This window comes from Roseateles sp. GW823-FHT07B05 (assembly GCF_058794515.1).
Genome location: NZ_JBXAGX010000022.1, coordinates 1 through 21,114 on the forward strand (window position 1 = coordinate 1; position 21,114 = coordinate 21,114).

At 62.5% G+C, this 21,114-nt stretch carries 22 protein-coding genes; 17 read left to right on the forward strand and 5 right to left on the reverse strand.

Going from position 1 to position 21,114, the window contains the following annotated elements; all coding sequences use genetic code 11:
- The 6 genes from AC1Q7O_RS25900 to mauJ form a co-directional block, all read left to right on the forward strand.
- Positions 1–1,341 (forward strand): phosphoribosyltransferase-like protein (locus tag AC1Q7O_RS25900; RefSeq protein WP_492662046.1); only part of this gene is annotated, 1,341 nt, incomplete at its 5' end.
- A gap of 237 nt (positions 1,342–1,578) precedes the next feature.
- The gene (locus AC1Q7O_RS25905) at positions 1,579–1,944 is read left to right on the forward strand and encodes a transposase (protein WP_492662047.1); all 366 of its coding nucleotides are present in this window, start codon (positions 1,579–1,581) and stop codon (positions 1,942–1,944) included.
- Entirely contained in the window at positions 1,941–2,276 is a 336-nt protein-coding gene (tnpB, locus tag AC1Q7O_RS25910; RefSeq protein WP_492662048.1) for an IS66 family insertion sequence element accessory protein TnpB, read from the forward strand. The genes AC1Q7O_RS25905 and tnpB (AC1Q7O_RS25910) overlap by 4 nt, the downstream gene beginning before the upstream one ends.
- A 55-nt stretch (positions 2,277–2,331) precedes the next feature.
- Positions 2,332–3,909: an IS66 family transposase gene (gene tnpC / locus AC1Q7O_RS25915; RefSeq protein WP_492662049.1), complete on the forward strand. Its 1,578-nt coding sequence runs from the start codon at positions 2,332–2,334 to the stop codon at positions 3,907–3,909.
- A 116-nt stretch (positions 3,910–4,025) separates the two neighbouring features.
- Entirely contained in the window at positions 4,026–4,892 is an 867-nt protein-coding gene (locus AC1Q7O_RS25920) for a hypothetical protein (RefSeq protein ID WP_492662050.1), read from the forward strand.
- Positions 4,893–4,955: 63 nt separating this feature from the next.
- Complete coding sequence (mauJ, locus tag AC1Q7O_RS25925; protein ID WP_492662768.1) at positions 4,956–5,819, forward strand: methylamine utilization protein MauJ; 864 nt, start codon at positions 4,956–4,958, stop codon at positions 5,817–5,819.
- Between the two features lie 105 nt (positions 5,820–5,924).
- On the opposite strand, the gene AC1Q7O_RS25930 is transcribed toward mauJ, so the two are convergent.
- The 3 genes from AC1Q7O_RS25930 to AC1Q7O_RS25940 all read right to left on the reverse strand — a co-directional run bounded on the left by AC1Q7O_RS25930 (position 5,925) and on the right by AC1Q7O_RS25940 (position 11,631).
- Positions 5,925–7,448, reverse strand: coding sequence for a hypothetical protein (locus AC1Q7O_RS25930; protein ID WP_492662052.1), 1,524 nt, complete (start codon positions 7,446–7,448; stop codon positions 5,925–5,927).
- A gap of 282 nt (positions 7,449–7,730) precedes the next feature.
- Positions 7,731–8,528, reverse strand: coding sequence for a PD-(D/E)XK nuclease domain-containing protein (locus tag AC1Q7O_RS25935; RefSeq protein ID WP_492662053.1), 798 nt, complete (start codon positions 8,526–8,528; stop codon positions 7,731–7,733).
- A 109-nt stretch (positions 8,529–8,637) separates the two neighbouring features.
- Positions 8,638–11,631: a TrlF family AAA-like ATPase gene (locus AC1Q7O_RS25940; protein ID WP_492662054.1), complete on the reverse strand. Its 2,994-nt coding sequence runs from the start codon at positions 11,629–11,631 to the stop codon at positions 8,638–8,640.
- A gap of 244 nt (positions 11,632–11,875) precedes the next feature.
- Here AC1Q7O_RS25940 and AC1Q7O_RS25945 point away from each other — a divergent pair, with 244 nt between their 5' ends.
- The 10 genes from AC1Q7O_RS25945 (at position 11,876) to AC1Q7O_RS25990 (ending at position 18,583) form a co-directional block, all read left to right on the forward strand.
- Positions 11,876–12,091: a hypothetical protein gene (locus AC1Q7O_RS25945; RefSeq protein WP_492662055.1), complete on the forward strand. Its 216-nt coding sequence runs from the start codon at positions 11,876–11,878 to the stop codon at positions 12,089–12,091.
- Between the two features lie 142 nt (positions 12,092–12,233).
- Positions 12,234–13,220: a protein NO VEIN domain-containing protein gene (locus tag AC1Q7O_RS25950; protein ID WP_492662056.1), complete on the forward strand. Its 987-nt coding sequence runs from the start codon at positions 12,234–12,236 to the stop codon at positions 13,218–13,220.
- A gap of 10 nt (positions 13,221–13,230) precedes the next feature.
- Positions 13,231–13,749: a hypothetical protein gene (locus AC1Q7O_RS25955; RefSeq protein WP_492662057.1), complete on the forward strand. Its 519-nt coding sequence runs from the start codon at positions 13,231–13,233 to the stop codon at positions 13,747–13,749.
- A 215-nt stretch (positions 13,750–13,964) separates the two neighbouring features.
- On the forward strand, positions 13,965–14,312 hold the full coding sequence (gene tnpA, locus AC1Q7O_RS25960) for an IS66-like element accessory protein TnpA (RefSeq protein WP_088481955.1): 348 nt from the start codon (positions 13,965–13,967) through the stop codon (positions 14,310–14,312).
- Positions 14,313–14,326: 14 nt separating this feature from the next.
- Positions 14,327–14,641: an IS66 family insertion sequence element accessory protein TnpB gene (gene tnpB / locus AC1Q7O_RS25965; protein ID WP_492662769.1), complete on the forward strand. Its 315-nt coding sequence runs from the start codon at positions 14,327–14,329 to the stop codon at positions 14,639–14,641.
- A 64-nt stretch (positions 14,642–14,705) separates the two neighbouring features.
- Positions 14,706–16,229 carry an IS66 family transposase gene (gene tnpC, locus AC1Q7O_RS25970; protein WP_492662059.1) on the forward strand — a complete coding sequence of 508 codons (1,524 nt, stop codon included), beginning with the start codon at positions 14,706–14,708 and terminating at the stop codon, positions 16,227–16,229.
- A gap of 125 nt (positions 16,230–16,354) precedes the next feature.
- Positions 16,355–16,735 carry an energy transducer TonB gene (locus tag AC1Q7O_RS25975; RefSeq protein ID WP_492662060.1) on the forward strand — a complete coding sequence of 127 codons (381 nt, stop codon included), beginning with the start codon at positions 16,355–16,357 and terminating at the stop codon, positions 16,733–16,735.
- Positions 16,736–16,861: 126 nt separating this feature from the next.
- A complete protein-coding gene (locus AC1Q7O_RS25980; RefSeq protein WP_492662061.1) occupies positions 16,862–17,638 on the forward strand; it encodes a hypothetical protein in 777 nt (258 codons plus the stop codon).
- Between the two features lie 162 nt (positions 17,639–17,800).
- Positions 17,801–18,052, forward strand: coding sequence for a hypothetical protein (locus AC1Q7O_RS25985; protein ID WP_492662062.1), 252 nt, complete (start codon positions 17,801–17,803; stop codon positions 18,050–18,052).
- Positions 18,053–18,208: 156 nt separating this feature from the next.
- Positions 18,209–18,583, forward strand: coding sequence for a hypothetical protein (locus AC1Q7O_RS25990; RefSeq protein WP_492662063.1), 375 nt, complete (start codon positions 18,209–18,211; stop codon positions 18,581–18,583).
- Between the two features lie 238 nt (positions 18,584–18,821).
- On the opposite strand, the gene AC1Q7O_RS25995 is transcribed toward AC1Q7O_RS25990, so the two are convergent.
- Complete coding sequence (locus tag AC1Q7O_RS25995; protein WP_492662064.1) at positions 18,822–19,832, reverse strand: YiiX/YebB-like N1pC/P60 family cysteine hydrolase; 1,011 nt, start codon at positions 19,830–19,832, stop codon at positions 18,822–18,824.
- A gap of 399 nt (positions 19,833–20,231) precedes the next feature.
- Here AC1Q7O_RS25995 and AC1Q7O_RS26000 point away from each other — a divergent pair, with 399 nt between their 5' ends.
- Complete coding sequence (locus AC1Q7O_RS26000) at positions 20,232–20,462, forward strand: hypothetical protein (RefSeq protein ID WP_492662065.1); 231 nt, start codon at positions 20,232–20,234, stop codon at positions 20,460–20,462.
- Positions 20,463–20,686: 224 nt separating this feature from the next.
- On the opposite strand, the gene AC1Q7O_RS26005 is transcribed toward AC1Q7O_RS26000, so the two are convergent.
- A complete protein-coding gene (locus AC1Q7O_RS26005) occupies positions 20,687–21,082 on the reverse strand; it encodes a hypothetical protein (protein ID WP_492662066.1) in 396 nt (131 codons plus the stop codon).
- Between the last annotated feature and the right edge of the window lie 32 nt (positions 21,083–21,114).

Consider the following 21,114-nt stretch of genomic DNA (forward strand, 5'->3'; position numbering starts at 1 on the left):
CCTGCAGGCGGCTGCGGCGATGTCAGAGGAGCCGGAAAGTTCTACTTCCGAGCGGTACTGAAACGGGGACAGGGTCAAACCCAGCGGATTCCTCAAATCGACTGGTACGGGTTCTGGGGGCAGGTCACCTTGGCGATCATGAACGAGGGGCACTCGTCACGCATTCCGCGCGGTGCCACGAATGGCCAGCCACTTGTGGTTGCCACCAAGGAGGTCGGCGAGTTCCTGAACATGGGCAGTCACGTGTTCGGCATCCAGTATCAGGAGCATCCGGCGGCCAAGCTGCGTCGGCACTATGGGAAGAGGCACGAGTGCGCTCTGGAAAACCTCCTGCAGACCTGCGGTCTGACGGTCGTTCCTGCAGCTGCCTTCATGTTGCGAGGCTACGCCCACACCGACCCGCCAATTGACGCCTTTGCTATCAACGAATGGCTCGCCCAGTTTCGCAGGCTGAAGGTCGGCAAGTACGGCGTGGCTGTCTTGCGGCAGATTCGTCTTATGGATCAGGCTACCTTGGGCACCCTCTTGGCGGAGGCCGGCATCCCTGACGACGCGGCGATCTGCGTGAACCGAGACCGTGAGACGAGCGGAAAAAGCGAGGCTGTCGTTGCCAACCTCGTCCTCAAGCGAGCTGCGGGCGGAAAAGTGTTTGACTCGCCGAAGGACGCCGTCGACGCAGGCCACAAGAAGGTTGCGATCTTTGAGGATGGACTGTGGACGGCGACTGAGTTGATCGGCGTGTTGCAAAGCATGCTCGGCATCCGGACGAAGAATCTAAAGACGCCCGTTCTGAGCGATTTGAGCAAGCTTCCTGAACTCGAGTTCACGCTGGTTTTTGGTGTGGCGACAGACTACGGGCTCGCATGCCTCGACCTGTTTTTGCGAGAGCAGGGGATTACAAACATCAAGGCGATCGCCGGTCAGACCATATCTGTGACGGGCGGACAAGACGTCTGTGCCGTCTTCACCGCATCCGGGGAAACGACCGCCAACCTGCGCAGCGTTGGGCCGCCAGGCGGTCTCATCAAGCCCACAGCCTTCTCAGATACAGCCCTCACAGCCCCTCAGGAGGCTGAGATGCGGCAATTCTGCGAGGCTGTTGGGCGACAACTCTTCGTCAACTACAACGAGATCATGAAGTCCCGGCGGGCTGACTACCGGACATGGCCCTCGGACAAGCTGGACAGGTGTAGCCTGGGGATGTGGGGTTTTGGCCTGACGTTTGCCTTTGCCCACTCAGTGCCAAAAGCGTCTCTACCGCTTCTTTGGGCCAAAGGGGCTGTCACTTGGAGCACCGCAACAGTCCCAGACTGGAAGCCGCTGTTTCCCAACGTGATCTGAAGCGCTCCTCGTCAGCGCGTTGGCGGCGAGGAGCTCGATCAGCCCAACGAATTTACGTCTTGTCCCGTATGACATCCACGAGAGCGCCCGATGACAATTAGGCGCATGGCGCAGCACCCACTCACCGAAGCTCGCAGGACGCGCCCAGACGTAAGCGGCCAGCGAAGTCATGTTGATCCGCTGAGCCGAGCCTAGGATGCTCGTATCCATCAACGACTTAATGGATACGTACGCACTATGGACCAAGCAGCACCAGGCCGCCGTCGGCGAGCTCACAGCGCCGAGTTCAAGGCGCAGGCAGTGCAAGCCGCGCGGCAGCCGGGAGTCTCGATGGCCGCTGTAGCGATGGCTTACGGCATCAACGCGAACCTGCTGCGGCGCTGGGTCCATGAGTTGGCACAGCCGCCCGCCGCCGCAGTGGCTGTCAGCGACCAGTCTGTTGGCTTCATCGCGCTCCCGATGCCGGCGCCATCTGCGCCGCCTGTGCCGACCGGTGAACCCATCCTCATTGAGGTCCGCCGCGGCTCGACCACTATCGCAGTGACCTGGCCGGCCGGTGCTGCCGACGCATGCTCGGCTTGGATGCGCGAGCTGCTGCGTTGATCCGCGTCGACGCCGTGTGGCTCGCGACGACGCCACTGGACATGCGCGCCGGCACGGAGACCGCCCTGGCCCGCGTTGTTCAGGTCTTCGGCGGCGCCAAGCCGCACCATGCTTACCTCTTTGCCAACCGACGCGCCACGCGCATGAAGGTGCTCGTGCATGACGGCATCGGTGTATGGCTGGCAGCGCGGCGCCTGCACCAGGGCCGCTTCGTGTGGCCTCGCGACGTGACGTTGGAGCACTTGCCGCTCACGCAGCCGCAGGTGCAGGCCCTGGTGCTGGGCCTGCCGTGGCAGCGCATGGAGGACGACGGCGCAATCCGGTTGCTGTGACGCAATCGGTGCTCGCGCCGATGCGCGCGGCCTGCGCGCGCACCACACTGCCGTCATGGCAGTCGCCGCGCCTCTCAGTGCCGAAGACATCGCCTCGCTGGAAGCCGCGGGGCTCGGGCACATCGGCGCCAAGGTGCGAGCGCTCTTGGACCGCCAGGCGCACGACCGTCACGAGATCGAGTGGCGCGACGCCAAGATCGAGAAGCTGACTTTCGAGATGGCGCAACTGCGGCGCGTGAAGTTCGGCAAGAAGAGCGAGCAGCTCGACGCCGAGCAGAAGGCGCTCTTCGACGAGGCCGTCGACGCTGACCTCGCCGCCCTGGAAGCCCAGTTGGCCGAGCTGATGGCAGCCAAGCGCAAGGACGCCGAGCCTGCGCCCGAGCGGCCCAAGCGCGCCGCGCTCCCCGCCCATCTGCCGCGCGTGGAGCGGCACCACGAACCCAGCGACACGACCTGCGCCTGCGGCTGCCAGATGAAGCGCATCGGCGAGGACGTCAGCGAGAAGCTGGACTACACGCCCGGCAGCTTCACCGTGGAGCGCCATGTGCGCGGCAAGTGGGCCTGCGCGAAGTGCCGCACGTTGACCCAGGCGCCAGTGCCGGCGGAGATCATCGACAAGGGCCTGCCCACCTCGGGCTTGCTCGCCCATGTACTGGTCGCCAAGCACTCGGACCACCTGCCGCTCTACCGCCAGGAGGCCATCTTCGAGCGGGCCGGCCTGGCCATCCCGCGCTCGACGCTGGCGGCCTGGGTGGGCGTGTGCGGTGTGCGCCTGCAGCCGTTGGTGGATGCCATGAAGGCCGATCTGCTGCGTCTGCCGGTACTGCACGCCGACGAGACGCCGGTGGCCATGCTGGCGCCTGGCACCGGCAAGACGCATCGCGCCTACCTCTGGGCCTACGCTAGCGGCGCGTTCGAGACGATGCGCGCCGTGGTCTACGACTTCACCGAGAGCCGCTCGGGTCAGCATCCGCGCACATTCCTCGGACACGGGACCGGAAGCGCCTGGAAGGGCAGCCTCGTGTGCGACGACTACGCCGGCTACAAGGCGCTGTTCATCGACAGCGGCATCAAGGAGGCGGGCTGCATGGCCCACGCGCGCCGCAAGTTCGTGGAGCTGCACCTGACCAACAAGAGCACCTTGGCGGCCACCGCCATCGAGTTCATCGGGCAGCTCTACGGCATCGAGCGGGAAGCGAAGGACCTGCCAGCCGAGGATCGCTTGCGAGAACGACGAACGCGCGCGGCGCCGGTCGCGCAGGCGCTGCACAAGTGGTTGCTGGAGTGCCGGCCGAGGGTGCCCAATGGCTCGGCGACCGCGAAGGCCATGGACTACAGCCTGCATCGCTGGGCGGCGCTCACCCGCTACCTCGGCGACCCCGCCTTGCCCATCGACAACAATTTCGACGAACAGCAGATCAGGCCTTGGGCCACGGGGCGCAAGAATTGGCTCTTCGCCGGGACATTGCTCGCAGGACAGCGCGCTGCGGCCATCATGAGTCTGATCCAGACGGCCAAGCTCAACGGGCACGACCCCTACGCGTACCTGCACGACGTGCTGACGCGCCTTCCGACTCAACGGGCACGCGACCTACCGGACCTGCTGCCGCATCGTTGGGCGAGCCTCACCTAAAGAGGTTACTTGGTGGTCTGAGGGAGGCTAAGCGTTATGGAGAGTCTCCATGCCATCGGCAAAATGTTGGCATGCGTTGCCTCCGGGCCACCTATTGAGAACATTCAGGAGGACTCATGAAACTCACCATCGCCTTACTGGCGAACTGCCTGCTCGTCGCGTTCAACGCCGCGCAGGCCGTCGGTCTAGATTGCACCCCTTCACAACTCGTCGCGCTCGAGAAGATTGAAGCTCGCGTCATCATCGTTGGGGAGCTTCACGGAACCGAGCAGACACCCGCATTCGTCGGCCAACTGGCGTGCGGACTGCTTAAGCTGGGACGCCCAGTCGTGCTGGCGCTGGAGCGCGACGGCAGCGAGCAGTTGGCGCTGAACCGGTACCTAGCCTCGGAGGGCCTGGCAACCGACGTTCAGGCATTACTCGCGGCGGGAGCTTGGCGACAGTCGGTCCAGGACGGCCGGAACAGTCAAGCCATGCTTGCGTTGATCGAACAGATGCGCCGCTGGCGTCGCGCCGGGCAGCGTGTGGGTGTATTGGCGATGCAGATGGACTGGTCGCCAGTCCTGCCCGAGAGCGAGTTCGGCAAGCAGCCTTGGTCGCAGGCCGACGCTGACTATTTCACGGCCATGAACGACCGTGCCATGGCCGACAAAGTTTGGGGCACCGCGCTCACCTACCCGGCCTACACAGTAGTGGCGCTAGCGGGCAACACGCACACCGCGCTGGGGTCGGCATCACGAGCGAAGCAGGTCTCGTCTCCCTCATTCAGTGATTTGCTGGCAGAGCGGATGACTGTCCACATCGTGGGTGTCGGCAGCCAGGGCGGGACTGCGTGGAACCTAACGGCTGAGGGAATGGGGGCGAAGTCTGTAATGCGCGGCCCCCTATTTAGAAGTGATTCGCGCATCGACACCCAAGTCGACCTTGGAAAACTCACTGCATCCGCTCCCGCAAAGGGCTCTTGGCCAGGCACCGAGTTGTGATTGCTGCAAGTCGCAAGCGTCCGACGTCAACCTGACATGCCGGCACGCTTACGCCCAGACGCCATGTTGTGGGCCAACATGGCAGTGCGACCAGGATTCTCTTGGCCCAACGTCCAAGTGGAGATTCCCTTCGAAGGCCGGACCATGGTGCTCCAGCCGGGAACCGAACAGCACTCACGCGCCGTGTCTGTCTATGACGAGAGTGGCACGAACATTGAAGAGGGCGGCTCGAGGGTGAGTCGCTTTCTAAGCTACCTTGCGTGGTCACAAGATGCCGCGTTGGTCGATCTGTTCCTTACCGGAACCAACAACCCGGCGCACCCGGGCTACTGCGGCGCCAGTGGGCAGGCTCCTGCACTCTGGGCCGCGGTAGATCCCTGGCACACCTTGTACGTTCCTGTATCCGTAGGCCCCCGTGGTGATCTGGCACTTGCATTGTTCCGCGAAGGCATGGGGCTGGAGATCGACCTGTCGCCGTTCGCACTGCTGAGCTTCGCGAAGGTACTCAACATCTCGTTGGCCCAGGGAAAAGATCAGATCTCGTGGATCAACGGCAATGTCAATGTCAACGTCATTCCCAGTTGGTCCCGGGGCAATGCACGGCTTGAAAAACTACTCGCAAGCGGCGTCCAGGACATTGGCGAGTACTTGTACGGCCAGGGACGCTGCGCCGTAGCCCATGCAAACAGCATGACGGTGAACCCCGACGATTACGCAAGCAGGAGCCGAATCAGGTCCGACATTCCGCTGATGCGGGATGTGGCCGCCCTGTTCATCGAACGGGAGTTCGGGATCGAGCGAGAGCACACGTTCTCGGCTCGAGTCAGGGACCAATGGCCACCGCCGTCGAATGTGCTCATGCCAAGAAAGCAGCCAAGCGGCGCGGTTCGGTATGTGCCGGCAGAAGAGGCCATGTCGATGATCTGAGAGCAGCCACGTCGCGCGGTGATCAGGCACGGACATGTGATGCCACGAGAACGGCTTCTACCGAGCAGCCGCCCAAGTCACATAGCCGACCAACACCTCAGAAAATCACGCCGGCGAATGCCTCCTGCCCGCCAGTTCAAGCAGCCGCCCAAAAGCTGCGCGGTCCCGCGATCGCCGGCGCTCTTCACGGAAAACCAAGTTGTCCTCGGTGGTATCGGGCAGATACGCCCGAACACGCTCCGCCGCCACTGGACTCAGTCCGCCAATCACAGCGACAGGGTGCGCTCCGTCATAGTCAGCACAGAGAACGTAGTTGCCCGTGGCTGGATGACGCTGGAGCAGCCCCTTGTAGGTGGGCACCGCTGCCTCACTGATGCTGTTCCCATCAGCCCCTATGCGGTAAACCCAAAGAGTCGTACTCTTGTCTCTCGGATCGCCGGTGCGAGTAAAGCGCCACTCGCCGTCCTGAACGATCAGCACCTGTCCGGCCTTCTCGTCCAGCATCCGGGACTTCGCGCCTAAAGACAGACCAATGCCAAAAAGCGGGGCGATGTTGTCGTCCGAGCTCGACGCTGAGCTCGGGATGCGATCCAGCAATTCAGGCGGGCAGGAAGGCCCAAGAATGATGGGGTAGACCGCAAGGCGTGGGGTACTCAGCGCCTGGATGGCATCACCACCAGATTTCTCGCTGATCGTGTAGCAGGGAACGTAGTCAAGGGTCGAGAAGCAGTAGTGCGAATCAAAGGTAAGCGGCGTGGCGAGCTTGCCCCACTGCTGCGAGGCCGCGCCTAGGAGGTCCGCTAGCGCGTCGAACACGTCCGCGTAGAACATGCAGGGACTGTCGTCTTTGCACAAATACCAAGGCTGCAGTAAACCTGAGCTGTGATCGCCATAAGGTCCGGCCAAATGGTTCCAACTGCTAGCGCCTAGTGCGATCGCGGCCACCTCCTGGAGGGTGGCAGCAGTGACATCGTCCCGTCCGCAGGCACCGCAAAGCAGGCGGGCGGACGCCAGCCACTCCTTGGGGAGCGGGTGGTGAGCCATCTGCTCACGATATGTCTGCATTTCACTCACGTCGCGCAGCGGTTGGCCCTCCAGCTCAGCCAGTTGTGGCCACCGACGAACACGCTTCAACAGCTCTTCTTGGGCGCAGGCGGACTTGCGCAAACCAGACGCAGTGCTAAGCGCCCGTCGTCGGAGGCTGTCGTTCACCCGCGTCATGCTTATCGGTGCGATAGTTGCGAGCAGTGCATCACCGACAAAGAGTTGCAGCGTGCGCCGCGCGCGGTCATAGGAAACCCGGCTCGGTAGGCAGCGCACATCCTCACAGTTCTGGATCAAAGCGGCGACAGCATGCCGCCACGACGGCGCGCAGACCATGCCTTCGCGATCGTCGTCGAGCCGACGCCCGGCCGGCGCATACCGAGTCACAAACCAGTCAGGGCCACCTCGCCGGCCCGACAGGATTTGTGAAGCTACCGCAAGGTCTGCCTCTGAGTAGAGGGCTTCGAGCTTCTCATGCCACGTCGGCCCAAGTGCGGCTGGAACATCGCCGAGCAAGGGAGCAAGCCTTTCACACATCAGGCCCCATTGGCTGGTGCGAAGGAATTCTGAAAAGGGGGAGTCCATGCAATACCTCGAAGGCCTGGGCATTGCGGTGCGCACCTTGCCGCGCCCAGGTCACGAGGTACCAAGGGGGAGGGAGAAGCGAAGGGCCCGGGTTCACCATCCGCGGGTGCGGGTGCACGGCAGGCTAGGGCAGCCTGGCGGAATGCTATCGCAGGCCCCACATGGTGAGCAAGTACGAGGTCGGTGCGCGCACCAACGCTTTCCTGGAACGCAAGCCGAAGCGGCAGAAGCTTTTCAGGGCCGGAGCAGTCCGGCTCCGACTCGGATGCCCAGCCCTAAATTTCATCGGTGCACGACATACACCTTCACCGAGATGCCGCGGCCATTCTGAAGGTGCTCGCCGTCAAGGTCTTTCAGGCCATCAGGATTCGTTAGCAGATGCTCAGGGTCATACACGACGCACCAGAGCTTCTGGCAACTAGGGTGTGCCGCGTAGTGGGCAACGTCAAGGGCCAACTCGTCGCCGACCGCACGGGCATGTGAACGGTCGCGAACGCACTTGGTTTCGATAACCAGGCTATGCGCAGGAAGAAGGAAGTCCATGCGCGTGCTCTTGCCCGCGTAGCTCGGCGTGTACTCCTCGGGCCGGATGTCCTCGACCCACGGGCGGAGCAGGGCGTGCAGCAGATCCTGCACGTCGTATTCGTTGGCGAACCGCAGCGTCTCCGCGCCCTTGCGCCGGTAGGTGAGGGGATGCATCGCCCGTCGCAGTCCTTGAACGACGACGTGGACAACCTCATCGACGGTACGCGGCTTGGCTGGAACGAGGCGCGCTGCGACCAGGCTGCTGTCCGCATCCCGGAGTCCGCTCAGTGGCAGCACGCGTCCGTGCCGGAAATAGCGCAAGCCGTCGTCACTGAGTGCGGCGTCGATCCTTGCGCGGCTTTGCGTCCAGGCATCAAGTGCCTCGGGATCACTGGGCTTCGTGTCCATGAACTCTTCGATCACGTTGCCCAACACCTGCAGGCTGTCCGTGTTGGCATCCTGGCCAGCCCGGAAGAGCCATTCCTTCCACTTGGAATGGTGTGCAAGCTGCGGTGGCTCACCCGGCGCGCCCGACGACAGGAAGAGCGCGTCCAAGGTGGCATGCCCGCCTGTAGTCTGGATCACGTCGCCAACCGCTTTGCAGAGGGCCTTGGAGAGCCGAGTATTTGTCATCGACACGCGTTCTGCTTGATGGGTTGCGGGCTCAGGACGGAAGCTCGACACGCAGCCGCTTGGCGCGCTCCTTGAAGGCATGCTCGCCGCCTTCAAGGATCGAGCACACCGCACCACGAATCTCGGGATCTTCGAGGCCGCCGCTTTGGTACGTGATCTCGGGCAATTGGTCCGGCCGGTGGGGGCCGCACCGGGCAACGATCACCTGGTCCACGTCGGTGTTCACGACCAAGTTGGCGTTGTGGGTGACGATGATGATCTGGCGGCGCTTCTTCGCTTCGCAGAACGCCGGCACCAGCTCCTCGAAGACGGATTGAGGGTCGAGGTTCTCCTCAGGCTGGTCGATGATGAGGGGGCGGTCGTCGTCGGCGTCCAGCGCAAGGTAGAGCAACAGCAGAACGATCCCGCGTGTGCCCGGCGAGAGCCGTTCAATGTCCACGCCGTCGTAGCGCAGTCCGTACCCAACGCTGACGTGATCGGTGCTGTAGAGCCAGTCAGCGGTGTCCTTCGCCCATTCCAGCAGGGGCCGGTCCTGAAGGCGTTGCTCGCGCATCTTGATCGCGTACTTGTCCAGGAATGCGTGCATGGCGGCCGCGGCGTCCTCGGCCGTTCCCTGACGCCAAGCATTGCCCAGAATAGCCTCGGCGGCGTCGGCCAGTTGCTCCTCGCCCCGGAAGGGTCCTTTTCTGAGATCCAGCAAGCGTTCTCCACGTTTTGCCCAGGCCGCGATGTCGACCTGGCGGCGGATGGAGAAGGACAGTTTCTTCACCGCCCGGGCGCCTGCCTCGATCCGCTTCTCAAGCGGGCTGTACAGGCTGCGCAGCTCGGACTCTTCGTCGATGATGGCGGCGAACACGCCGCGGTACTGCTCGGTGCGTTCGGCCCGAAGCGTCTTCAAGGTCTCATCGGCGCGCTGGGCGCGGCCGATATCGGTGGTCTGCTTGGCAAGAAGAGTCTCGGCCCGCGAGATCTTTTCCGTCAGCACCTTGTACCGGCGGGCGTTCTGTTCGTCGATGCCCGCCAGTTTTTGAAGGCGAGCACGCTCGCCGTTGAGCAGGTTGAGCGGCTGCGCTGACAGCTGAGCAGCGTCGGCAATCAGCGGCACATTGGGATCCGGCTCAGGAGTGCCAGCGACCACCGGCTTTGCGACACCCTGGAGCGTTTTTTGTAGCGCCTGGGCCTGCTGCAGTTGGCACTTCAGAAGCTCGTCGACGTTTCCAACGAAGTCCAACTTGAACTCCGACCAGTCCGCCTGAGACAGACCGGCATCTGACCGGCTCTCTTGCGTGTCGAACAACCACTCGGGACCATCGACCTCCCTGAACTTGCGCACGTCAGCCTGCAAACCTGTCAGGGCGCTCACGCGCAGTTGGACGGCCGACAGCGCGCGCTGCTTTTCTTCGACCGCGACAGTGACTTCGTCCAGCCTCTTGGCACGTGCCTCCTGTCCCTTGGGCACCAGGGCCGCGCGATCCGCCCGGTCCTTCTTCAAAGCCTTCTCGTTTTCATCCTTCTCCTTGACCAGCTTGTCGAGCCCATCCTTGCGCGCCATCTCGGCGTTGATGCCTGCTGAAGCGCGTTCGAGGGCATGAATGTGTCGGTTGCGCGCAGCTTGGGCCTCGCCCATGCGCATGGTCAACAGGTCGTCGAAGGTGTTGGCACTCAGGCGTTCTTCGACGGCATGGCTCTCGAACACGACGCGCTGGATTTCTGCGACGAGGGCGTCGTCGAGACCCTCGGATGAACAGAGCTGCTCGACGAACTGCTGAGACAGGTACTGCACATGGGGCGCATCCCACAAGCTCTCGTTGTCGACGTCATCGACGCCGTTTTCCGTGGTCGTCCCCGTGCCCCAGGTGAGTTCGATGAAGGTCTTCTTCAGGAACCGCTCGGCGCGGCGAAGAAAGGAGTTGTCGCTGAGCCGTTGCGCGGCCCCGAATGCGCCGGTGGCGATGAAGTCGGCCAGTGCCGTCTTCCCCGATCCCCGCGCGCCGATGATCGCCACCATGCCGTCGTTGGTCTGCAGGGTGTCCGGCCTCATCCATGGCGCGTCTGACACATGGATTGAGCGGATGATGTTTCCTGGCAGGGCGCCTTGCGGTGGCGCCTCCCCAATGTGCACCCGACCTTCAGGCTCAATGACGGCCTGCCTCAGGGTTTCGAACGTGAGATTGCCCTTCAACCAGCAGTACCTGTTCTCGTCAGGCGCGCCGACACGGTCGGTTCCGTGAGCATCGGAGCCATGGAGGCATGGCTTGCGACCGTTCCACCGTGCCTCAAGCTCTTGGCGGTCGGCGCTGCCCTTGCCCAAGAAGAAGTCCACTTGCTTTTGGCTGGATGCAAAGACGATCTGCGCGAATCGCTCGATGTTCTGCCGGGTAGCCGCCCACTGGCCACCGTCGCCTTGAAGACCGGCCGTGCCGTCCGTGCTGCTGCCAGACACCGCGACAAAGCAGTTCGCACGGGCCCAGGCGCTGGTCTTCATGGCGTCTTGGAGGGCTTCCAGGCTGACCTTGAACTGATTGGTGCCGGCCTCATGAGCTTTGCGATCGTCGACGAGCTTGTCGTCGAACAAGCGGCCCAGACGGATCAGGTCCTGGCGCGTGCAGCGAAAGAGTTCGTCCTGATGCCTGAACGTCAGGTTGTTCAGGAAGCCGCAGATGCGCTCGACGTGCTCAGGATCTTCGGGTGAGAAGAGCAGGTGCAGGTTGACCCCCACGCTCTTCTTGGTCTCGATGGATAGGCGGAATTCGACGTTCGGAAAAATGAGGCCGACGCCCTGCATACGGCCGGCCTTGTGGTGCTTCACGGTATCGACGTAGCAGTCGATGCTGCAGTAGTCGGTGATCCCCAGTACACGGATGGGAGGCTCACTGGCTTCGATCCGCGTAAGGAAGCCTTCCCAGGGGTCGGAGCCGCCGTATCCGTCGTTCAAGATCGTGCCAGGCGCATGGATGTGCGGATCCCACCTGTGCCACATCGACCCGCGTGGGCTGACGATCTTCACTCCCTCTTCGTGCGTCATAGACGGACCTCACCGTGTGTTGATGCAGCCGCCCTTCAGGGGTCTGTGGCTGCCCGCACGATTTTGCATCTTAGGGATGTCGGGAACGTCGAGTGGAACTGCCGGTGCGCGTCAGCCCGGCGTCGGTCATCCGATGCATGTTGGGCAGCGATTTTTTCAACTACCAGCCGAATTTCAGATTTCCCTCCGTATAGATAGACCGGGCAACCGCCCATTTCATCAACTTAGCTAACGGAGATCCCCGATGAAGACCTACGAATTTTCTGCCTCGAACGATGAACTTGAACGAGCGCTGCGATGGGTGCGTTTCTGGAGCGACAGGCGTCACGAGTTCCAGTCCCGACTGACCGCGGTTGACTTGGGGGCGCTCGCCGATGCCGATCGCTTCAACTTCTGTGAGCGACGCCTCGGTCGTGCCCAGCAGCGGTTCAACGGCTGCCTGAAGCTCAAGCGCACGTGACGCTGTAGGCCATCAGCCACGCAGGCTGGTGGCCTTTCGGATCGCGGAAGCGCTTGGTCACCTAACCCCGCAATCGCGGGAGACGCTGCGGTCCCGTCGCTATGGCGCCGCTAAGCTGTCCGATCGCCAACGGACAGCTCTTATGCGACACGAAGTCCCACCTGAAGTCCTCGAAGTTATCGACCGCCACTTGCTCGACCATGGCAAGCGGAACATCTACGACGTGTTGGAAAAGCTGGGGGTGCGCGACGTTCAAGCCAAGGTATTCGACTACGTTTGGGAGGTTCCGACGGGTGCGCCGATCTTCACGATTTGGGCTGAGGATGTCGGCGTGCATCCGTTGAACGGCAGGATGTTCTCGGTCGAGGGCTTGGAAGAGCGAACCACGTTGATGGGTGGCGCCGAACTGGACGCTGCGCAGCGGCAACGGGCCGACGACCGTCGCAGGCTGATGGGCAAGGTTCGCGATGGCCAGCCGTTCATCTCCGTGCTGCAGACCAACAAGCGCTCGATCGAAGAGCTGATGCAGAACGTCATCTCGAAGCCGGACCAACGCGTCAAAGACTCAAATTGGCACGTCGCGCGCTGGGACGAAGCCCGCGAGCGGGCGATCCTCGTCAGGGGTGAGCGCGGGTGGGAGCCCAGCTTGGCCGAGATCGAACAGTTCATCGTCCATCGAAGGATCGTCAAACCCGATGATCCTGCGGACCCCGGGGCACCGCCTGACGGCGAAGACGACGCAGAGGGGATGCGGCTGAGCTTCCCCGACCAGGCGCATCGGGATTTGGTTGAGGCGAAGTCCATGGAGAAGATGGAAGCTGTGTTCCGGGAACTCGGGCTGAACCCGCAAGACGTCAGCAAAAAGAACCTGGGCTACGACCTCGACGTGCTCGACGCCACTGGTGCCAGCGTCCACCATGTGGAGGTCAAGGGCACTGCATCGGGCGTGCCGGGCTTCTTTCTGACCCGCAACGAGTGGTCAAAGGGGGCGACGGACGATCTGTGGGAACTCGCCGTTGTTACCGATGCGCTGGGTGACTGCCAGGTGGAGCGATACAGCTGGTTGGAGGTGGAACGGTACTTCGGCCGCGAACCGCTGGTCTGGCGCTGCGATCTGAAGCGTAGATGACGCTGGCAACATGACGTTCTCCGATCTGCTGCGCTTGCCGTTTGATAGACACACCGATCGCGTCTCGGTCGAGGCAATTCTCAGCGCCTTGCCCAAAACGCCAGAGGCTGTCGCGTCCCAGTTCTACGCTGATCATGGACGCAAGGCAGATCATCAGCAGGCGTACGGCGATCTCGTGCTCGACACGATCGCCTGGTCGTTGGTAATCGTGGAGGCGGCATCACTGAGTGATGCATCCACGCTGCCCCAGTTTCAAAGCTGGTACTCCAATGTCGGGGAGCGCTCAGCTCGGTTCGAGGTTGCTGGCTGGACATGCATCGACTCCCGCGAGGACGTGCAGCAGCATTGGGCTGCGCATGGCACGTGGTTGGTACCTCCGGTTGCGCTGACAGGATCGATAGTCAACAAGTCCTCGGCGTTTCATGTTGCCGAGGGGCACACACGCATCGGTCTGCTACGAGGCTTGGTCAAGCACGGCGTGCTGGCACCTTCATCCAGGCATCGGCTGTGGGTGGGCTCCGCCGCGTGACCAGAAATACCGCGCCCTTCGCCCCGTCCGCCACCTCGGGGTAGCCGCGCCGACCGCAAACGATCGCGGGACTTGGCTGGTCGGGCGCTTGGGGTCATCATCACGCACAACTGGCCGTGCTCTCGAAGTTGGCGGTGCGTATCCGTCCGGCAAAGTCATCTTGAACCGGCAGTCGCCTGCGACAAGGATGCTGTCCACGTAACGTAGGTGGACGCATGACAAGCGACAAGAAGACACGGCGGCGATACAGCGAGTTGAAGAAGGCGCAGGTGCTGGCCGAATGCAGCGAGCCCGGCGCGTCGGTGGCCAAGGTGGCGATGGCTCACGGCATCAATGCCAACGTCGTTCACCGCTGGAGGCAACTGTCTCTTGGCCAGGCTCCTACCGGACTCGCCAGGACAAGCGAGTTCATCGCGCTCCCGCTTCCTGCGCCGACGGAGCCCGCCGCGGTGGCGCCTGATGTCCGAGTCGAACTCCGGCGCGGGCCAGTCTCGATCACGGTTGCCTGGCCGGTCAGCGCGGCGGCAGAGCTTGCCGCCTGGACCCGCGAGTTGTTGCGGTGATCCGCGTCGACGCCGTGTGGTTGGCGGTCGAGCCGCTTGACATGCGCGCCGGCACCGAGGCCGCCCTGCGACGCGTGGTGGCCGTGTTCGGTGCCGCACGGCCTCACCACGCCTATCTCTTCGCCAACCGCCGCGCCAACCGGATGAAGGTGCTCGTGCATGACGGCATCGGCGTGTGGCTGGCGGCTCGTCGCTTGAACGCCGGCCGCTTCGTGTGGCCACGCGACGTGACCGGCACGTTGAGCCTGAACCGCGCCCAGTTCGACGCCCTGGTGCTGGGCCTGCCCTGGCAGCACGTCGGCGAAGCTGGCGTCATCACGCTGCTGTAGCTCCACGTCCATTGCGGCATCTGCCGATGGGCAGCTCGGTCTGCGCCGGGCAGCATCACATCTCGTGATTGCCGATGACCTCGACACGCTCGATGCCCAGCAACTGCGCGAAGCCCTAAGGGTCGCTCGCGCCGAAGCCGCGTTCAAGCAGGCCGTCATCGACAAGCTCACGCACGAGAACGCCATCCTCAAGCGGTTGAAGTTCGCAGCGCAGAGCGAGCGCTTCAGCGCCGAGCAGAAGAGCTTGCTGGACGAGACGCTGGACAGCGACCTAGCGGCAGTGGCCGCCGCGATTGAAGGGCTGCAGCCCAGCCGGGCTGCCGGCGAGCGGCAGCAGCCGCGTCGCGAGAAGCTGCCGCCGCACCTGCCTCGCCGCGACGTGCGCCACGAGCCCGAGAACACCACCTGCGGTTGCGGCCAGGCCATGCATCGCATCGGCGAAGACGTCGCCGAGAAGCTGGACTACCAGCCGGGCGTCTTCACCGTCGAGCGCCACATCCGCGGCAAGTGGGTCTGCAAGTGCTGCGAGCGGATCGTGCAGGCGCCCGTCGCCCCGCACATCATCGACAAGGGTCTGCCGACGACGGGCCTGCTGGCCCAGGTGCTCGTGGCCAAATACCTCGACCACCTGCCGCTATACCGACAGGAAACCATCTTCGAGCGCGCCGGTCACGCCATCTCGCGCTCCACGCTGGCGCAGTGGGTTGGTGAATGCGGCGTGCAGCTGCAGCCGCTCGTTGACGCGCTGACCACCGAGCTGCTGCGCCAGCCGGTGCTGCACGCCGACGAGACGCCGGTGGCGATGCTCAAGCCCGCAGGGCAGCGCGATGGCAAGACCCACCGCGCCTACCTGTGGAGCTACTGCAGCACGCAGTTCAGCCCGCTGCAGGCCGTGGTCTTCGACTTCGCCGACAGCCGTGGTGGCCAGCACGCTCGCGACTTCCTGGGCCTGCCGGGGACGCCGGCCAGACCTGGCTGGCAAGGCAAGCTCGTTTGTGACGACTTCGCCGGCTACAAGGCCTGCTTCGAGCTGGGTGTGACCGAGGTCGGCTGCATGGCGCACGCTCGACGCAAGTTCCACGAGCTCTGGGCCAACCACGGCAGCCAGGTCGGCGAGCAGGCGCTGAAGTTCTTCGGCCAGCTCTACGAGATCGAGCGAACCACCGCCAGTGCCGACAGCGCGGCTCGGCTTGAAGCCCGGCAGGCCGCAAGGCCGCTGGCCGACGCCCTGCACCAGTGGCTGCGACAGCAACGCCAGCGCGTGCCCGACGGCTCAGCCACCGCGCGGGCCATCGACTACAGCCTCAAGCGTTGGGCGGCACTGACGCGCTACCTCGACGACGGCGACTTGCCGATTGATAACAACTGGGTGGAGAACCGCATCCGTCCCATCGCGCTGGGACGGCAGAACTGGCTGTTCGCCGGCAGCTTGCGCGCGGGCAAGCGGGCCGCGGCCGTGATGAGTCTCATCCATTCGGCCAAGCTCAACGGGCTTGATCCCTATGCCTACCTCCGGGACGCGCTGGAGCGGCTTCCGACCCTGCCGGCAAGTCGGGTCGCCGAGTTGTTACCCCGCTATGGCGCCTGAGATAGGCAGGGGCGGGCTGGTGCGCACGAGATGGCGAGTGAATTGCCACCATTGCCTCTAGCACCGCTGGCGGGCAGACTCCAGCGCTTCGTTGCCCAACCTGGGTCGCAAATCACAGGAATGCGATGCGCAATCTACCTCTTCTTCCTCTTGTACTGCTGCTCTGCGTCGGCTGCTCCACGGCGCCGGTGAATGCTCCTGTGGCCGCCTCCCCTAAGGCTCCCGTGATTGCTGAGCCTACAGATCGGGTGCTCGACACGGCCGAATGCTCGGAACTCGGCAACATCGACCTGGATTCCTTTGCGAAGGGGAAGTTTGAAGGCAATCCTTATGGTTGGACGCACGCCCGGATTGACGTCGAACACGGCGCTGTCGTGAAAGTCGAAATCGTAAATTCAAGCCCGAAGAAGCTTTTCGACGAACAAGCCATCGCCATGATGAAGAGCTGGAGGTTTCCGTCGGGCGCATCCGCCAGCGGGTGCTTTGTGAGCCACCGATGGGACTGAAGCGCAGTACAAGACGTCCGCTTTACTGACCTGCCAGGTGTCGTTGTGACTGTCGACAGCAGCCACTCAAGATGACTTGGCCGGACGGATACGGCGGTGCCGGCAGATCAAAGGGAGAACCTGACGATGCCGTCTTCGATGGTCCGGCCAAGCGCCGCGCTTTTCCTTGTGCTGGCCGTTGCTCCGGCGATCTCCTGGGCTCAGGCGAAGTGTGCTGCGCCAACGCAGCCCTACGGTGAGCGTTGCGTGAGCGCCCGGATGGCGGACTACATCTCGTGTATCGAGGCGAGCGGGGGGAATCGCGAAGAGTTGCTCCTCGAAGTGAACCAGGCGGGCGGCAAGTCGGCTGGTGGGGCGTTGTCAGCGTCCGCCGCAGGGCCGGTGATCCGTGGCGGTGGATCGATCACGTTGAATACAGCGTCTGAGAACGCTCTGGCCAAGCGCCTGCAGCAGCGGTGGTTCGGCAACTCGATGGCCGCATGCGCATCGATCCTCGACGGGCCGAAGCCAGCGCCCGCCAAGCCGGCGAGTACCGATGCCAAGACAGCGGCGCGGCTGGAGGCGGAGATTTCCCAGCGGTTGCGCACTGCTCGATTGAAGGCCGATGGCGGCCTGCTGATGCACTACACCAAGGTCGGCTTCGTCCAAGAGATCGTCGTGGGCAAGCCCATGGTCAACGAGGCACTCTACGACGACTTCAAGTCGCGACCGATGCGATCGTTGTTGGTGGAACTGAGGCCGATTGCACCAGCCGCTCACAAGGTCGCCGTTGAGAAGGCCTTGGCGTGGGTCGACGAGATGATCCGGAGCTCCCAGACCGAGCAGAAGGTGGATCCGGAGTTTCTGAGCGAGGTTTCAGCGTCGATCGGGCGCTTGCTGCAGGAGCGTGCCTGGTCAAAGTGAGCGAGAGTGGTTCAGCGACTCTTGACCGTCCGGTGAGCGATAGAAATGAAGGCCGAGGACCAACCGGTGGCTGCCAGGTCTCGGCGCGCCACTTGCGCCAAACACTGTATGCGCATACAGTTTCCACAACGTCGGCAGTCGCTGGCCAGTATGGAGAACGTGATGCTGCTGAACCTCGGAGATCCCGAAAGCATCGTCGCTTGGTGGCGGGTGTTTCCTGAGCAACACGACAACTACCTGTCGCACAAGCTGAAGGTGAGCCCTGAGTTTGCCTCGTCCATCTTGGAGGCGAGGCGCAGGATCGAAGCCGATCCAGCTCTCTGCGGCCTTCTGCGAACGATCCAGAGGCATGGATCTGAAGGTCAGGGCAGGGAAGTCGTCGGCAGAAGGCATGAGGACCTGCTGGCCGCCTGACCGCAATCGGGACGTGTCGACCATGCCCCCACTGGGCAGTTGCCATGCGTCTGTTGACGACATGGTGTCGGAGTTGCCGTGCTCTTTGGCGGGCCCTTTTTTGCTTGCGGGCGCGTCCAGGCTATGGCCGGCGAACGCCCTGACTACGTGACGTCAATGGCCGAATCAAAGCTTCAGACAAGTACAGCCCTGGGCGACTGGCCTGCAGGGTGGCGCGACAACTGGGAATTCAGGGAGAACAGCGTGCCGGCGCCGCAGGCCTGGCATCGCAGCGGCCTGTGCTTTTTCTTCGAGTTCGAGCAGGTCGACGAGGCAGGCAACTGGGCCTGGGTCGTCATGGACGACGATGTTTCGCAGAGCCGCCTCGAAGAACTTCGAGTGGAGCTCGGTGAAGAGGGCTTCTTCAAGCTCTGCACACAGCTTGGCCGGGAGGCCAAAGTGCGATGGCACGAGCTCGGCTACAACGATTGGTCGTGGCGTGGCGATGGAACGCCCAACCTCAACGCCGACCGCGACGTAGGAGCCGGCTGAAGTTCGTCCAGCGCGGCCGACGCCGCGGCGGGTTGAGCGCGAACTTAGTGCAGAGCAACGATGGGCTGCGAGGCCGCCACGGACAAGGATTGCATCCTGCTACTCGCCGCAAGGAGGTAAACATTGGGCGATGCAGTCATTGACCCAATGTGCAGATTGCCAAGCCCTGGACGCTCGCCGTGCCACAGTAAATGCCGTACCGCTCCGAGGAAAATAGCGGCGACTCTTGAAGAGCGTTTCAGTCAACACTTTCAATACCGTTGTGACGGCCAAGCCATTGCAGGGCTACTGCGACACGGGTCTGATGGCTCAGGACGAGATTTTCATAGAGTTCAAGCATCGCACCGTAAGTCTTCGAAGGAAACTGCCGAGGCATTGACTTTAGTGCCTGCAAGCTCTGGATCCAGTGGGCAAACACACCAGCCTCATCATCCTTCAATGTTTCGAGGCAATAGTTGTCCATCGCCAACTCCAAAGCAGTGTCTTCTACAAATTCCTGCATGGCGGCAAAGTCATATCGCCATGGGAATCTCTCATGTTCTGTGCGCCAATAGTCCAAATATCCAGAAGTTTTGAGCGCTACAGTGAAACGTTGATCAAACCATCGGTTAACGCGTATAAAGACGAAGGCGTCTTCTATGCCAAGTATGTCCCTGGACATTTCGCGCGCCTGCGCCAGGAATGCGTTGGTTACGGAAATCATGCCATCGACGCCTTTTGGCTGCGCTTCGATCTCAGCTGCGTCCTCTTCCGAAAGATAGACCGCTGGGCTTTCAAGGATTTGCAATAGCGGAGAGTCCTTCAAATCTTGCGGCGTGCAAAAGTCTGGATTTTCGACGAGATCGATACCTGCTGCGCTGTAGGCGCGTGCCACTAGGCGGGAGCAAAACTGCTTCCGGCTTCCTGCCCGGGTCTGAGTCGTGACCGACCGGACCGCTTCAACCAAGCTATAGGAGGTGCCGTTCGCAATACGTGCATAGGCAATTACGATGCTTAAGGCCTTCGGCGCTAGCGGAGTCTTCGGTCGAAGCGCATATATCTCACACGAATCCTCATAGAGCATCTTTTGCAGATTTCGCGAATGGACGCCGTCACCCGTGGAGTCCATCACCGAGGTGGATGCAAGATAGAGCATGGCGTGAGATATATCGCTCTTAGTTCCGAACCGCACAAGCTTGCTATCAATATGGGGGCTGGTGGTCAGAAGGATGTCGCCAGGCTGAAGCGCGGAGTGATCGATTATCTTCATCTTATAATGATGCCTAGCTCCGAAGCTTCAGTCAACCTTATGGACATACAAACGGCCAATACCATTTAAATCAGACATTTAACTCCCGACTTGTACTTGCAGCTGGCGGCAAGTTGATCCGACATGCTCGGCACGAACAGCTTGTCGGTCGGGTAGATATTTTCAAGACCCGCCTCCGATGACTGGACCAGTTCGGACTTCGCAATCGAGTCTCGCTTGCTCACAGCCCAGCCGACTGTCTACGCGTCGTTGGACATGAGGCTGCTGAGGCAGGCGTCACATGGGCCCACCGGGTACAGAGATGAGGAGGTCCTGCCAATGAGCGCTAGGCAACTGGGCAGAAGTGAGTCCGCCGGCTAGCATCGACGCGCATACAACCGACCAATTTCAGGGGGGACCATGAAGCTGTCCGTGACGGGCGAGGCCTACGACATTCCGACGCTGGAGGACATGCCCATTGAGGAGTACCACCGCTATCTGGAGACTGACCTGCTGTTCGTTGATCCCCACGACGTACTTCGGTCGGGCATCGGCGGGTTTCCCCTGGCGGCGACACCGGAGCAGGCCAAAGCGCTAATGGCATTCCTGCAGGACAACATGGAGCGGATCGGGCGCGAGTACCGTCGCTAGCGGCGGCGACATCGCATGCGGAATTTTCATTGCCTAAGGGTAGGGCGCTTGGCCTCTGGAGGAGGGCGGTTCACACCTTTTGGCGGCCGGAAGAGGGCGATCAGTTGGCAGTCGCTCTCTGCTTGGGCGTCGGCAGATGCGGCAAGGGCAGCGCTTCGATGACCATGATTTCCTGATCAACGGAGCCGTTCCGCCGGCTGGCTTGCCCAAGTAGTGCAGTGACGTCACCGGTTCAAGACGAGTAGTGCCATTGCCGCCAGACTCCAGAAAGCGATTTGAGGACTGCGGATAGGAGTGCCCAGCGCGAAGTTGACGTAGTGCTCGCAGTTGAACGTCATCCAGGCGTAGGGCGGGTGCTGGCCAGACCGGGCGCGAGACAGGACAACCCAGGACGGCGCAGCCGTTTTCGTGGGAAGTGCCTTTATGGGCTTGCCACGGGAAAAGGTCGACAGCGACTCTTCAAGAACCTGGTTGCCCAGGGGGCCGGGGTTGAGTGAGATGACCCGCCGTTCGGTGCCATAGGTCGGCTCCGTCAGGATCCCCACATGCCCGTACAGGCCTCGCGAGGTTGTAACGACCGTGCCGGCCGGTAGCAGATGGATGTCCGTGGAGGGGTTCATTGAGGCAAAATCAGTTTGGTACATACATGCAT